The organism is Duganella lactea, from assembly GCF_009857505.1.
Lineage (GTDB): Bacteria > Pseudomonadota > Gammaproteobacteria > Burkholderiales > Burkholderiaceae_D > Rugamonas > Rugamonas lactea.
The window spans coordinates 80,009-94,379 of record NZ_WWCP01000020.1 but is presented as its reverse complement, the minus strand read 5'-3'; the positions used below and the strand labels follow the sequence as shown (position 1 = coordinate 94,379).

The following is a 14,371-nucleotide window of genomic DNA, read 5'->3' as shown; positions in this document are numbered from 1 at the left end:
ACAAGGGCGCCTATCTGACACACGGGTTCAACTACCCAAAGTCTGGTCGGCGTCACCCTGCCTGACCGTTGCCACCTCCACATTATCCGGCGATGGCGCGGTAGATTCAATATACGAGGTCTGACAATCGCACACGAACCCGACTGTTGGGGCGCCATCCGCTGGACGATCCGGCTGACGGTGCGATAATGCACCTGGAAATGCTGTGCGATCGCCGCCATGGTGTAGGCGGTTGAGAAATAGGCGGCGGCGATTGCCTGGTCGCGATCGGCGAATTTTGCCTGGTATTCGGCGAGCGACAGCGCCATTGAGCGGCGCTGTTCGCGTTTCACTTCGCCGGGAAGCGCTGAAGGCAAGGCGGTGCGATGGCGCGCGACAAAGTCGTCGTCCCCCAGCAATAACTGATGCCGCACGCTTTCGATCGGACTGGCCAGTCCACGACCCGCAGCGACGAATTGCAGGTAGGCGGCAATGGCATTGGCGCGATTGGTGCCGAACTGGCCCAGTATCCAGTCGATCCGCAGCCAGGATGGCGGCGCAACAGGCTGTATCATCAAAGCATAGCTGCTCCATGGCCAGGCCTCCAGCCTGCTCACCATGTTGGCGCGTAGCGGATTCAGCACGACATAGCGCGCCAGCTCGCGCAGATGACTTTCCTTCTGCACCAGAATGGCGACATAGCGTCCCTGGAAGACGTGGCCCGCACGCTGGTGACGCCGGTTGAAATAGCGCGAATATTGACCATTCAACTGCCGCATCCCGGTCGCCAAATTCGCATCGCCGGTTTCGATCAGCAAGTGATAGTGATTGCCCATCAGGCAAAAACTGTGCACCGTGAAATTAAAGCGAGCGCACACCTGGGCGAGCATATCCAGCCACGCATAACGGTCTTTGTCATCGTGGAAAATGAGCTGTTGCCGGTCGCCGCGCGAGGTCACGTGATACACGGCGCCGGCGAACTGAAGTCGTAGAGGTCGATTCATAACAACCGACCCTACGCCAACGACGGGCACCGGTGTTGATCGACATCAGCACAATCAACGACTTACTGAAGAGGCCGTGTGCGAATGTCAGACCTGACACCGGGGTTTTAACACCGGTTTCAGCCGTTGAAGGTGCGGCCTTCGGCGGCCAGTTTTTGCAGCAGCGGCGCGGCTTTCCATGCTTCGCCCTGGTGGCCCTGGGCGTAGCGGTGGATCGCGGCCAGCACGTTCGGCAGACCGACCGTGTCGGCGTAGAACATCGGGCCGCCTCGGTACGGCGGGAAGCCGTAGCCGGTCAGGTAGACCATGTCGATGTCCGAGGCGCGCGTCGCGATGCCTTCTTCCACAATCAGCGCGCCTTCGTTGACCAGCGCGTACACCAGCCGTTCGACGATTTCCGTGTCGCTGATCCGGCGGCGGGCGATGCCGAAATCCGCCGAGTGCTGGACGATCATGGCGTTGACCGCGTCGTTCGGATAAGCCTTGCGGTCGCCGGCCTTGTAGTCGTACCAGCCAGCGCCGGTTTTCTGGCCGTAGCGCCCCATTTCACACAGCAGGTCGGCGGTTTTGGAGTAGCTGATCTCCGGCTTTTCCACGTAGCGGCGCTTGCGGATGGCCCAGCCGATGTCGTTGCCGGCCAGGTCGCCCATGCGGAACGGCCCCATCGCGAAACCGAATTTTTCGGCGGCCTGGTCGACCTGCTCCGGCAACGCGCCCTCTTCCAGCAGGAAGCCGGCCTGGCGACTGTACTGCTCGATCATGCGGTTGCCGATGAAGCCGTCGCACACACCCGACACCACGCCGGTTTTCTTCAGCTTCTTGGACAGCGCCAGCGCTGTGGCCAGCACGTCCTTGGCGGTTTCTTTGCCTCGCACGATTTCCAGCAGCTTCATGACGTTGGCCGGCGAAAAGAAGTGCGTGCCGATCACGTCCCGCGGACGCGCGGTGAAGGTGGCGATCTTGTCGACATCCAGCGTCGAGGTGTTGGTGGCCAGAATGGCGCCCGGCTTCATCACAGCGTCCAGTTGGCGGAACACGGCTTCCTTGACGCCCAGCTCTTCAAAAACGGCCTCGACCACGATGTCGGCCTGGCCGATGTCATCGTAGGACAGCGTGCTGGTCAGCAGGCGCATGCGCTGATCCAGTTTCTCCTGCGTCAGCTTGCCTTTCTTGAGCGAGCTTTCGTAGTGCTTGCGGATGGTGGCGATGCCTTTGTCCAGCGCTTCCTGTCGCTGCTCCAGCAGCTTGACAGGAATGCCGGCGTTGAGGAAGTTCATGGCGATGCCGCCGCCCATGGTGCCGGCGCCGATGATGGCGGCCGATTTGATCGGACGCACCGGCGTGCCCGCTGGCACGTCCGGCACCTTGCTGGCCAGGCGCTCGGCGAAGAAGGCGTGCCGCAGCGCTTTCGATTCGGTGGTCTGAATCAGGTGCAGGAAGCGTTCGCGCTCGAATTGCATGCCGTCGTCGAATTTCATCGTCACCGAGGCGGCGACCGTTTCCACGCACTCCAGCGGCGCCGGGAACGGGCCGGCCATGGCCTTGACGGTGTTGCGCGAGAATTGCAGGAAGGCTTCGTGGTTCGGGTAGTTCACCTGGCGGTCGCGCACTTTCGGCAGCGGCCGCACGTCGGCGATTTTTGCGGCAAAGGCGATGGCCGATGGCAGCAGCTCGGCGTCGGCGGCGAAGATTTCGTCAAACAGCGCCGGCAGCTTTGCCGACGACACCGGGTTGCCGGAGACGATCATGTTCAGCGCCGGCTCCAGGCCCAGCACACGCGGCAGACGCTGCGTGCCACCCGCGCCCGGCAGCAGGCCAAGTTTTACTTCAGGCAAGGCGATCTGTGCGCCCGGCAGCGCCACCCGGTAGTGACAGCCCAGTGACAGTTCCAGGCCGCCGCCCATGCACACCGTGTGGATCGCGGCCACCACCGGCTTGCTCGATCCTTCCGCCGTGGCGATGAAGGTGTGCAGGCTCGGCTCGGCCAGCGCTTGCGGGGTGTTGAATTCCTTGATGTCGGCGCCGCCGGAAAAGGCCTTGCCGGCGCCGGTGATGACGATGGCCTTGACCGCGTCGTCAGCGGCGGCGCGTTGCAGACCTTGCACCGCGGCGGTGCGGGTCGCCAGTCCCATGCCGTTCACCGGCGGATTGTTCAGCGTGATGACGGCTACCGCGCCGTGCACTTGGTATTCAGCGGTCATGTCTCTTCCTTATCATTTTTTGGTTGGTGGCCAGCGCTTTACTATACCGCACAAAAGAACGACCGTCTTTTTTTATTTGATTGTCCAGGACGATAGCGCGGCTTTTGCTGGCGGCGGTGGCGCTTTGTAATGCCGAGAATACGTCGAAATGCATGTTGTTTCAAACGTACAATCGGCCAAAGCATACGAAGCGCAGCTTGCTTCGAAATTAAATAGCAGAAATAATTAAATAAAGCAGCGCCTATATTCCCCGCCCCCGAATATCCCTTAATTCTCACTAAATATCACACCTGATATTTAGCCATTACTTAATTAATGTTTTGACAGGGACTTCCATGAACGCACCGAGCCAGGTTATCCAGACTCAAGATTTCGAATTGCAAGCCATCAATGCGGCGCTGAACCGTGTTCAGGCTGTCATCGAATTTGACCTGGACGGCAAGATTTTGCACGCTAACGAAAATTTCCTGCGCGCGGTCGGCTACACGCTGGCGGAAGTCCAGGGCCAGCATCACGCCATGTTCTGCGAACCCGAATTCAGCGCCTCTCCCGCCTACCGGCATTTTTGGGCGCGACTGGCCGCCGGCGAATATGACCAGGGTGAATACAAGCGTCTGGCCAAGGGGGGCCGCGAAATCTGGATTAATGCCTCCTACAATCCGATCATGGACGCCACCGGCAAGCCGTACAAGGTGATCAAGTTCGCCACCGACATCACCGCCAACCGCATGCGCAATGCCGAGTACGAAGGCAAGGTCAGCGCCATTGGCAAGGCGCAGGCGGTGATCGAGTTCGACATGCAAGGCCATGTGCTGGATGCTAATGAGAATTTCCTTGAAGTCATGGGTTATTATCTTGATGATATCAAGGGGGAACATCATCGCATGTTCTGCGAGCCGGATTACGCGTCCAGCGCGGACTATAAACGCTTCTGGCAAAAATTGAATCGCGGCGAATTTGACGGTGGCCGTTATAAGCGAGTTGGCAATAATAAAAAAACGGTATGGATTCAGGCCACTTATAATCCGATTCTGGATTTAAATGGCAATCCGTATAAGATAGTAAAATACGCAAGCGACATTACCGCACAGGTGCAGTTGGAGGAATCGGTGGCCGCCAAGGCCCAGGCCGACGGTGAAAAAATCGCCCGCCTGCTGGATTCGGTCGAGCACGCCGCCAATGGCGATCTGACCAGCAAGGTCATCGTCGACGGCGACGAGCCGCTGGACAAGCTGGCCGATGGCATCCGCAAGATGATCGCCGACCTGCGCAAGGTGATCAGCGATGTGGTGATGTCCGCCAGCGGCCTGGCCGACGCCTCCACCACCATCGCCGAACGGAGCAACGGCGTGGCGGTCGGCACACAGGCGCTGGGCGCCACCGTGGAGCAGATGAACGCTTCGATCGACGGCCTGACCAGCTCGATCAACACCATCGCCGGCAACACCTCGGACGCCGACGCCATGGCCAAGTCGGCCCAGCACGAGGCCGAAGTGGGCGCCAAGGCGGTGGCCAAGTCGATCGAGGCGATGGACCTGATCAACCGCTCGTCGGAGGACATCGGCGAAATCGTCAAGGTCATCAGCGATATCGCCAACCAGACCAATATGCTGGCGTTCAATGCCGCCATCGAGGCGGCCCGTGCCGGCGAGCACGGTCTGGGCTTCTCGGTCGTCGCCGACGAGGTGCGCAAGCTGGCCGAACGCTCGTCGCAGGCCACCAAGGAGATTTCCAAGCTGATTAACGAATCGGTCAAGCGGGTGTCCGCCGGCAGTGAGATTTCCCGCCAGGCCAGCGATGCGTTCGACAAGATCCTGGCCGGCGTGGTCCGCACCACCGAGGCCATTTCGGATATTTCCAAGGCCACCAACGAGCAACTGCTGACCGCGCGCGAAGTCAGTACCGCCGTGCAGTATATCGCCGAGGAGGCCGAGAAATCGGCCGCCGCCTGCGACAGTATCGCCCGCTCGACGGAAGGCTTGAACCAGCGTGCGGGCGACTTGAACAAAACGGTCTCCGGCTTCACGGTCTGACCATGGAAACCGGCGGTTTTACTCCCGCGACGTTATCGGCCCTGATCGCGCTGGTGCGCAAGCACACCGGCATCGCCATGACCGAACGCAAGAGTGTGCTGCTGGAGCGGCGCCTGCGCCCGCGCGTGCAGGCGCTCAACCTGAGCGGCTACCAGGCCTACCTCGACAAGGTGGAACAGGACCGCGCGGAAATTCCGCACTTTATCGATCTGGTCACCACCAACGACACGCTGTTTTTCCGCACGCCGCAGGTATGGGACTACGTGGAACAGGAATTCCTGCCGCAATGGTGGCAGGCGCATCCGGGCCAGCGCCTGAAGGTCTGGTCAGCGGCGGCCTCCAGCGGCGAGGAACTGTATTCGATGGCGGTGCTGTGCGAGGAATTTGCGGCGGCCCATCCCGGCTTCAGCTACCAGATCCACGCGACCGATATTTCCCGGCAGATTCTGGCGCTGGCGCGCGACGGCCAGTACACCGGCCGTTCGGTTGAACGCATCCAGAGCAGCCATCCTGACTGGGTGAAAAAGTATTTCCGCGCCAGCGGCAACGGCCTGCGGGTCGTCGATGCATTGAAGAAAAACGTGGAGTTGGCCCAACATAACCTGCTGACTCCGTTAAGCCCAGCCCGGCAGTTTGATCTGGTATTCCTGCGCAATGTGCTGATCTATTTCGATCAGGAGCAGCAGCAGACGATACTGCATCAAGCGTGCCCGAGCATGGCACCCCGCGCTGTCATGATCGTGGGGGAATCCGAATCGATCTCTGGCCTCAACACCGCCTATCAGTTCGACCGGCCGATGATATATCGATTGAAATAGGCGGTCACCATGCAAGTACTCTTCGACATTCCCCCGGCACTGTCGGTGCCGCGGACGGCGCACGCCGCGCCAGCGGACGGCCCGCGCGCGCCGCTGCAGGTGGCCATGGGCGAGCTGAAAGCCGGCGCCCGCACCGACCAGTTGTGCGCCCTGCTCGGCTCTTGCGTCGGCATCGGCCTGATCTGGAAAAAACGCGGCCGTTACGCGCTGGCCCACTGCTTGCTGCCGGAATGCGCGCAACTGGCGGACAATTTCGGCGCGCGCTATGTCAGCCAGGCCGTGCCATCGCTGCTGCGCCTGATCGGCGCCAACGAGGAAGACCGCGGCGAGATCGAGGTCATCATCGCCGGCGGCGCCACCATGCTGAACGGCTGCTCCAGCCGGCTGAAGATCGGCCAACTGAATACCGAGGCGGCGCGCAAGCATCTGCGCAAGTTCGGCCTGAACGTGACGTATTGCCGCGTCGGCGGCAAATGCGGTCGCACCATGACCATCGATTGCGCCACCGGCACCTTTGCGGTGCATGAAATCGCCACATCTTACGCGGGAACCACTTATGCCTGATGCCACCGCCGACTCCTGCACCGTGCTGTTTGGCTCGTTCGTGTTGGGCGACAATGAATACGCCCTGCCCGCCAGCTGCTTCCGCGAGGTGGTCAATTATCCCGACAAGGTGACGGCGCTGCCGTTGTCGCCCAAGTTTCTGGAGGGCGTGTTCACGTTGCGCGGCAGCGTGATTCCGGTGGTCAACCTTAGCCGCGTGTTCGACGCCGGCGCGCGCGGCGCGCTGCCGACCGACAAGATCGCGATTCTGGACTATCAGGGCGTGCTGGTCGGCATGCTGTTCGACGCCACCGGCGAGATCCTGCGCGTGCGGCCCGAGCAGCGCAGCAAGCTGGGCTATGCCGAGGGCGCCCAGCGCGGCGTGGTGGCCGGCACCATCCTGCTCGACCAGGGCGCGCGGCTGGTGCAGGTGCTCGATCCCGAGGCGCTGATCCATATCGAAAACGTGCCGCAGGTGCTGGCGGTACAGTGCGTCGATCAGCAGACCCGGCGCCGCCATGGCGAACGCCGCCAGTGCGTCAGCTTCCGCGTCGGCACCGCGTCGCTGGCGTTCGAGATGGGGGCGATTCAAGAGATTATCCGGGTGCCGGAATTACAGACGTCGGTGCTGAACAGCGCGCTGTGCCTGGGACGCATCAACTTCCGCGGCGCGCCGGTCGCGGTGGTCGACTTCGCCACCTTGCTGAACGCCGGCAGCGGCGAGCGCGTGGCCGGGCCGGAACAGCGGATCATCGTCGCCCGCATCGACGACGCCACCATTGGCTTCCTGGTCGACTCGGTCGACAACATCGTTAATTTCTACGGTGAGGAAGTGATGCCGATTCCCATGCTCAGCAAGGCGCGCGCCGGCATGTTCGGCGGCTGCCTGTCGAAGCCGGAGCTGGGCGATATTTTCCTCCTCGATCACCAGCAGATCTTCTCCAGCGCCGAAATCAAGGAAATGCGCAACGGCCACGCCGCGCTGTATCCGAAGGACGCCGAGCTAATCGCCAGCAACGAACGGCGCGAGGCGCGCCGCAGCCAGCGTCAGGTCTACATCAGCTTCACGCTGGAGCACAGTTACGCGGTGGGCATTACGCAGGTGCGCGAGATCATCGACTTCAGCGCTGGTGACCTCACCCGTCCGCCCGGCCTGCCCGGCTTCATGCGCGGCATGCTGAACCTGCGCCAGCAGATGGTTACCGTGATCGACCTGCGCGGCCTGTACGGCATGGCGCCACTGGCCGACAGCAGCCAGGCCAAGATGCTGGTGGTCGAACGCGACGGCGAATGCTACGGCCTGATGGTCGATGCGGTGGAAAACATCATGACCATCGAGGACAGCAAGCGCTACGGCGCGCCGAAAATGATGCGCAACGCCAGCGCGCAAGGCGATCCGCGCAGCGAGATGGACGAGGTGATCGACATCGGCGAAGGCGACGCGCGCCGCACGCTGAGCGTGTTCCAGTGCGACCGTCTGCTGGAACGTCTGAGCCAGGAGATGCCGGCGCTGGCGGCATGATGGCGACTGGAGTACAGTAGCGTCATTGCCCACCACGGAGTGACCATCATGCCGATTTCCCGCCGCGCCATGGCCTTGCTGATTCCACTGAGCTTGCTGGCGGCCGGCGCCGGCGCCATCTCACTTGACGACCTGAGCAGCAAGGACGCTTCCGGCGGCCTGAAGGCGGCGCTGGAGACCGGCGCCAACGCGGCGGTCAGCAAGCTCGGCGTCGACGGCGGCTTCCTCAACAATGACAAGGTGCGGATTGCGCTGCCCAAAATGCTGGAACAGGTCCGCCCGCTGCTCAAGCTGACCGGCAAAAGCCAACAATTGGATGATCTGGTGGTGCAGATGAACCACGCCGCCGAAGCCGCCGTGCCGATGGCCAAGCCGCTGCTGCTCGACGCCGTCAAGTCGATGACCATCACCGACGCCAAGCAAATCCTCACCGGCGGCGACACCTCGGTGACCGATTTCTTCCGCGCCAAAACCCAGGACAAGCTGGCGCTGCAATTCCAGCCGGTGGTCAAGCAAGTCACCGACAAGTCCGGCCTGGCCACCAAGTACAACACCGCGATGGGGCTGGCGCCCAAGCTCGGCGCGCTGGCCAAGGACCAGGCCACGGTTGAAGGCTACGTCACCCAGCGCGCGCTGGACGGCCTGTACACCATGATCGCCGAGGAAGAAAAAGCCATCCGTGCCGATCCGCTCGGCACCGGCAGCAAACTGATCGGCAAAGTGTTCGGCGCCATCAAGTAGGCACACGCCGTCAGATGGTGGGCAGCGGGTAGTTGCGGTACTGCTCGCGCAGCTTGTTCTTCTGAATCTTGCCGGTGCCGCCGACCGGCAAGGCGTCGGCAAACACCACATCGTCCGGCAACCACCATTTGGCGATCTTGCCGTCGAAGTGCGCCAGCAATTGCGCGCGGCTGACGTCCTGTCCGGGCTTGCGCACCACCACCAGCAAGGGCCGCTCATCCCATTTTGGGTGGAACACGCCGATGCAGGCGGCCTGCATCACCGCCGGGTGCGACATGGCGATGTTCTCCAGATCGATGGTGCCGATCCACTCGCCGCCGGATTTGATGACGTCCTTGGCGCGATCGGTGATCTGCATGAAGCCATCCGGATCGATGCTGGCGACGTCGCCGGTGGGGAACCAGCCGTCCTCCAGCACGTCGCCGCCCTCGTCCTTGAAATAGCGCGCGGCGATCCACGGCCCCTTGACCAGCAGGCTGCCCGAGGTCACGCCATCCCATGGCAGTTCCGCGCCCAGTTCGTCGACGATCTTCAGGTCGACGCCGTAGATGGCGTGTCCTTGCTTTTGCAGGATCTGGCGCTGCGACGCCTTCGGCAGGTCGAGATGCTTGCTCAGCAGGCCGCCGGTGGTGCCCAGCGGCGACATTTCGGTCATGCCCCAGCCATGGATGACTTCGACGCCGAAGTCGTCGATCAGCGTGTTCATCATCGCCGGCGGGCAGGCCGAGCCGCCGATCACCGTGCGGCGGAAAGTGGAGAATGTCACCTGGTTCTGCTCGCAATAACTTATTAAGCCAAGCCAGACCGTGGGCACGCCCGCCGAGAACGTGACTTTTTCCCTTTCCATCAACTCGTAGACGGATTTGCCGTCCAGCGCGGGGCCGGGAAACACCATTTTCGCACCCGACAACGGCACCGAATACGGCAGCCCCCAGGCGTTAACGTGGAACATCGGCACCACCGGCATCACGACGTCGCGCGAGCCGACATTCAGCACGTTCGGCAAGGCCGACGCGTAGGCGTGCAACACCGTTGAACGATGCGAATACAGCACGCCTTTCGGGTTGCCGGTGGTGCCGGAGGTGTAGCACAGCGTGGCGGCGGCGTTTTCGTCGAAGTCGGGCCAGGCGTAGTCGCCCAACTGGGCGTCCAGCAAATCCTCGTAGCACAGCAGGTTGGCAATCTTGCTGGCGGCCGGCATGCGCTTGGCGCTACCCAGCAGTATCCAGCCCTTGACGGTCTTGCAATGCGGCGCGATCGCCTCGACCAGCGGCAGGAAGCAGGCGTCGAACAGCAGGTACTGGTCTTCCGCGTGGTTGCAGATGTAGGCCAGTTGCTCCGGATGCAGGCGCGGATTAATCGTGTGCAGCACGGCGCCGCTGCCGGAGACGGCGTAATATGCTTCCAGGTGACGGTAGCCATTCCACGCCAGCGTGCCAACGCGGTCGCCGGACTGCACGCCCAGCGCCTGCAATGCCTGCGCCAGCTGCTTGGCGCGGCGATGGCAGTCGCGGAAGGTGTAGCGGTGCAGATCGCCCTCGACGCGCTGCGAGACGATCTCGCTGGCGGCGTAATGGCGGGCCGCAAATTCGAGGATGCCTGAAATCAGCAGCGGCTGATGCATCATCTGGCCCATGAGCATAACGGTCTCCCAGGTTGTACTGTGGGCGGAGTGTGGTGGCTCGCTGTACGCAGCGTCAATGCTTTTCGATGCTGCATTGCCGCAATCGCGGCCTGCGGTAAAATCCCGGACTACGCTAACCTGGAGTACATCATTACTGCCGCTAAACTGCCGCTGGACAATTCCTTCGCGTCCCTGCCGCCCGCGTTCTACACCCGCCTGATGCCGACACCGCTGCCTTCGCCTTATCTGGTGGCGCTCAGCGCGCCGGCCGCGAGGCTGATCGGACTGACGCCGGACGAGCTGGCCGCCAGCCTCGATACGCTGATCGGCAACGCCGTGCCCGAGCGCGCGCAGCCGCTGGCCGCCGTGTATTCCGGCCACCAGTTCGGCGTGTGGGCCGGCCAGTTGGGCGACGGCCGCGCCATCCTGTTCGGCGACGTCGCTACCGCCGAAGGGCCGATGGAGCTGCAATGGAAAGGCGCCGGCCTGACGCCCTACTCGCGCATGGGCGACGGCCGCGCCGTGCTGCGCTCGTCGATCCGTGAATTCCTGTGCTCGGAAGCGATGCACGCGCTGGGCATTCCAACCTCGCGCGCGCTGTCGGTGGCCGGTTCGGACCAGGGCGTGATGCGTGAAACCGTCGAGACCGCCGCCGTGGTGGTGCGCATGGCGCCGAGCTTCGTGCGCTTCGGCTCGTTCGAGCACTGGTACTACCGCAAGAAAAACGACGAGCTGAAGGTGCTGGCCGATTACGTCATCGACCGCTTTTATCCATCGCTGCGCGCGGCCGACAATCCCTACGCCGCGCTGCTGGAAGAAGTCACGCGCCGCACCGCGCACCTGATCGCGCAATGGCAAGCGGTCGGCTTCATGCACGGCGTGATGAACACCGACAACATGTCGATTGTCGGCCTGACGCTGGATTACGGCCCCTTCGGCTTCATGGAAGCCTTCGATGCCAACCACATCTGCAATCACACCGACCAGCAGGGCCGTTATTCCTACGCCAACCAGCCGCAGATCGGCCACTGGAACTGCTACGCGCTGGCGCAGGCGCTGCTGCCGCTGATCGGTGACGTCGATGCCACCCAAGCGGCGCTGGACGTCTACCAGCCAGAATTCGCGCGCAAGATGGACGAACTGCTGCACGCCAAGCTGGGCCTGACGGTGCTGGCGCAGCACGCCGAGGACGACCGCGCGCTGTGCGACGATCTGTTCGCCATGCTGCAAGGCGTTGATTTCACACTGTTTTTCCGCCGCCTGAGCGGCGTGCGCGCGGCCGATGCCAGCGGCGACGAACCACTGCGCGACCTGTTCATCGAGCGTCCGGTCTTCGACGCCTGGGCCGAGCGCTACCGTGCCCGCCTGCGCGCCGAAGAAAGCGACGATGCCCAGCGCACGGTTGCGATGAATCAAACCAACCCCAAATACGTGCTGCGAAACTATCTGGCCCAGGTGGCCATTGAAAAAGCGCAAAATAAGGACTTTTCCGAAGTGGAGCGGCTGCTGGCGGTACTGCGCCGCCCCTACGACGAACAGCCCGAGCACGAGCACTACGCGGCCTTGCCCCCGGACTGGGCGAGCCACCTGGAAGTTAGCTGTTCTTCTTAAGCGAGAAATAAGCCATGAGCAATAAAGTTGTCAAAACCGACGCCGAATGGCGTGCCCAACTCGATCCGATGGCGTATCAAGTCACGCGCCACGCCGCCACCGAACGCGCCTTCACCGGCAAATTCTGGGATCATCACCAGCCCGGGATCTACACCTGCGTATGCTGCAACACGCCGCTGTTCCGTTCCGATACCAAGTTTGATTCCGGCTGCGGCTGGCCGAGCTACTTTGAACCGATCGATCCGGCCAATGTGGTGGAGAAAGTCGACCGCTCCCATGGTATGCTGCGCACCGAAACGATCTGCGGCGTGTGCGACGCCCATCTGGGCCATGTATTCCCGGACGGCTCGCCGCCGACCGGACTGCGTTACTGCATTAACTCGGCGTCCCTGCGCTTTGATCCTGAAGACTGATCCACAACACTATTAGAGACACCATGAAATTCCTGTTCGATTGGCTGCCAGTCATCTGTTTCTTTGTCGCCTACAAACTGGCCGGCATGAATCCCGACACGGCCCAGCACTTCATCAACACCTATATGAGCAGCGTGGTCTCGGGCGGCTCGGTGGCGGCGGAACAGTCGCCCATCGTCCTGGCGACGCTGATCGGCATCCTGGCCACCATCGGGCAGATCACCTGGCTCAAGCTGCGCAAGCAGACCGTCACCGGCACCCTGTGGGTGACGCTGGTGTTGTTTGTCGTGTTCGGCGGGCTGACCATCTATCTGCACGATGAAGTGTTCATCAAATGGAAGCTGAGCATTCTGTACTGGCTGTTCGCGCTGGGCCTGCTGGCCAGCGACATGCTGTTTAAAAAGAACCTGATGCGCCAGTCGATGCAGGAAATTTTTCAGCTGCCGGACCAGATCTGGACCCGCCTGAATCTGGCGTGGGTGGTGTTCTTCCTCGTCATGGGCGTGCTGAACTGGTATCTGGCCTTCGTGCTGTTTAAAGGCGACACCGACGCCTGGGTCAATTTCAAAACCTTCGGCATCACCGGCATCATGTTTGTATTCATCGTCGGCCAAACCGTTTATTTATCACGCCACATCAAGGACCAGGCATGAACCAGATTCAAGATACCCGTCTGGCCCGCATGCGCGCGGCCTTCGAAGCCAAGCTGGCGCCAACCGAACTGGTGCTGGATGACGACTCCGCCGCCCATGCCGGCCATGCCGGCGCGGCCTCTGGCGGCGGGCACTACAACGTCAGAATTGTTTCGTTACAATTCGAAGGTCTTAAACTCGTCACAAGACATCGACTCGTGTATGATTCTGTGCACGATATGATGCATAAAGAAATTCATGCATTGGCCATTACTGCATTGGCGCCATCGGAAGTCTGATGCAGGCGTGGCCGCTATCGGCTTTTATTAAAAATAATTGAAGACATAGCCGTCCAAGCTAAATTCGCTAAATCTTTCCCCTTACAGGAATTAATAATGACTTTCAAGCCAGCCAAGTTGCTGATTGCACTTCTCGTTGTCGCCGTACCAGCTTTTGCGCAAAACGTTGCCGTGGTTAACGGCAAGGCGATCCCAACCTCGCGCGTCGACGCCGTCGTCAAGCAAGTTGTGGCCCAAGGCCAGCAACCTGACTCGCCGCAACTGCGTGAACTGATCAAGAAAGACCTGATCAGCCGCGAAGTGCTGGTGCAGGAAGCGGACAAACAAGGTTATGCCAAGAACGCCGACGTCAAGGCTGCGATCGAAAACGCCCGCCAAGCCATCATGGTCAACGCCCTGCTGGCCGAGTACGTGAAGAAAAACCCGGTGTCGGACGCCGACATCAAGGCTGAATACGACAAATTCGTCGCCCAGGCCGGCGACAAGGAATACCACGTGCGCCACATCCTGCTGGGCACCGAAGCCGAAGCCAACGACGTGATCGCCAAAATCAAGGGCGGCGCCAAGTTTGAAGACCTGGCCAAGCAGTCGAAAGACACAGGCTCGGCAGCCAACGGCGGCGACCTGGACTGGGCATCGCCTTCGTCCTTCCCGCCAGTCTTCGCGCAAGCCTTCGTCGGCCTGCAAAAAGGTCAAGTGACCGAGAAACCGGTACAAACCCCGAACGGCTTCCACGTCATCAAAGTGGACGACATCCGTCAGGCCAAACTGCCGACCCTGGAAGAAGTGAAGCCGCAAGTGGCGGAAGCACTGGTTCAGAAGAAAGTGCAAGCTTACCAAGAAGAACTGGTAAAGAAAGCAAAAGTGCAGTAATGTTATAAAAGGCGGCGCCCTGCGGGGCGCCGTTTTTGATTCTGCGTTGGTATGATGCACCTTCAGAGTGTAATTTTT

Annotated in this window: 14 protein-coding genes; 10 read left to right on the top strand and 4 right to left on the bottom strand. The window is 61.5% G+C overall.

Features of this window, described 5'->3' with window-relative positions:
* From GTP44_RS16595 to GTP44_RS16585, 3 genes are all read right to left on the bottom strand, one after another.
* Nucleotides 1–983, bottom strand: a 983-nt coding sequence (locus GTP44_RS16595; RefSeq protein WP_161020317.1) for an REP-associated tyrosine transposase, incomplete at its 3' end; no start/stop codon positions are given.
* A gap of 119 nt (nt 984–1,102) precedes the next feature.
* Entirely contained in the window at nt 1,103–3,184 is a 2,082-nt protein-coding gene (locus GTP44_RS16590) for a 3-hydroxyacyl-CoA dehydrogenase NAD-binding domain-containing protein (RefSeq protein ID WP_161020316.1), read from the bottom strand.
* Entirely contained in the window at nt 3,174–3,338 is a 165-nt protein-coding gene (locus GTP44_RS16585) for a hypothetical protein (protein WP_161020315.1), read from the bottom strand. Before GTP44_RS16585 ends, GTP44_RS16590 begins: the two co-directional genes overlap by 11 nt.
* Before the next feature lie 181 nt (nt 3,339–3,519).
* Here GTP44_RS16585 and GTP44_RS16580 point away from each other — a divergent pair, with 181 nt between their 5' ends.
* From GTP44_RS16580 to GTP44_RS16560, 5 genes are read left to right on the top strand one after another with little or no spacing between them, the layout of a single operon-like run.
* On the top strand, nt 3,520–5,217 hold the full coding sequence (locus tag GTP44_RS16580) for a methyl-accepting chemotaxis protein (protein ID WP_161020314.1): 1,698 nt from the start codon (nt 3,520–3,522) through the stop codon (nt 5,215–5,217).
* Nucleotides 5,218–5,219: 2 nt separating this feature from the next.
* A complete protein-coding gene (locus GTP44_RS16575) occupies nt 5,220–6,035 on the top strand; it encodes a CheR family methyltransferase (protein WP_161020313.1) in 816 nt (271 codons plus the stop codon).
* Nucleotides 6,036–6,044: 9 nt separating this feature from the next.
* Nucleotides 6,045–6,599 (top strand): chemotaxis protein CheD, encoded by a 555-nt coding sequence (locus tag GTP44_RS16570; RefSeq protein ID WP_161020312.1) that lies wholly within the window; start codon nt 6,045–6,047, stop codon nt 6,597–6,599.
* A complete protein-coding gene (locus GTP44_RS16565) occupies nt 6,592–8,100 on the top strand; it encodes a chemotaxis protein CheW (RefSeq protein ID WP_161020311.1) in 1,509 nt (502 codons plus the stop codon). Before GTP44_RS16570 ends, GTP44_RS16565 begins: the two co-directional genes overlap by 8 nt.
* Before the next feature lie 48 nt (nt 8,101–8,148).
* Nucleotides 8,149–8,841, top strand: coding sequence for a DUF4197 domain-containing protein (locus GTP44_RS16560; protein ID WP_161020310.1), 693 nt, complete (start codon nt 8,149–8,151; stop codon nt 8,839–8,841).
* A 10-nt stretch (nt 8,842–8,851) separates the two neighbouring features.
* On the opposite strand, the gene GTP44_RS16555 is transcribed toward GTP44_RS16560, so the two are convergent.
* Nucleotides 8,852–10,477, bottom strand: a complete 1,626-nt coding sequence (locus GTP44_RS16555; RefSeq protein ID WP_202424116.1) for a 3-(methylthio)propionyl-CoA ligase — start codon at nt 10,475–10,477, stop codon at nt 8,852–8,854.
* A 108-nt stretch (nt 10,478–10,585) separates the two neighbouring features.
* Between GTP44_RS16555 and GTP44_RS16550 the strand changes: the two genes are divergently transcribed.
* The 5 genes from GTP44_RS16550 (at nt 10,586) to GTP44_RS16530 (ending at nt 14,293) form a co-directional block, all read left to right on the top strand.
* Nucleotides 10,586–12,076: a protein adenylyltransferase SelO gene (locus GTP44_RS16550; RefSeq protein ID WP_443093271.1), complete on the top strand. Its 1,491-nt coding sequence runs from the start codon at nt 10,586–10,588 to the stop codon at nt 12,074–12,076.
* Between the two features lie 14 nt (nt 12,077–12,090).
* Nucleotides 12,091–12,489, top strand: a complete 399-nt coding sequence (gene msrB, locus GTP44_RS16545; protein ID WP_161020308.1) for a peptide-methionine (R)-S-oxide reductase MsrB — start codon at nt 12,091–12,093, stop codon at nt 12,487–12,489.
* A gap of 23 nt (nt 12,490–12,512) precedes the next feature.
* Entirely contained in the window at nt 12,513–13,142 is a 630-nt protein-coding gene (locus tag GTP44_RS16540) for a septation protein A (protein WP_161020307.1), read from the top strand.
* The gene (locus tag GTP44_RS16535; RefSeq protein ID WP_160990512.1) at nt 13,139–13,420 is read left to right on the top strand and encodes a BolA family protein; all 282 of its coding nucleotides are present in this window, start codon (nt 13,139–13,141) and stop codon (nt 13,418–13,420) included. Before GTP44_RS16540 ends, GTP44_RS16535 begins: the two co-directional genes overlap by 4 nt.
* 96 nt (nt 13,421–13,516) lie before the next feature.
* A complete protein-coding gene (locus GTP44_RS16530; protein ID WP_160990513.1) occupies nt 13,517–14,293 on the top strand; it encodes a peptidylprolyl isomerase in 777 nt (258 codons plus the stop codon).
* The last annotated feature ends 78 nt before the right edge of the window (nt 14,294–14,371 follow it).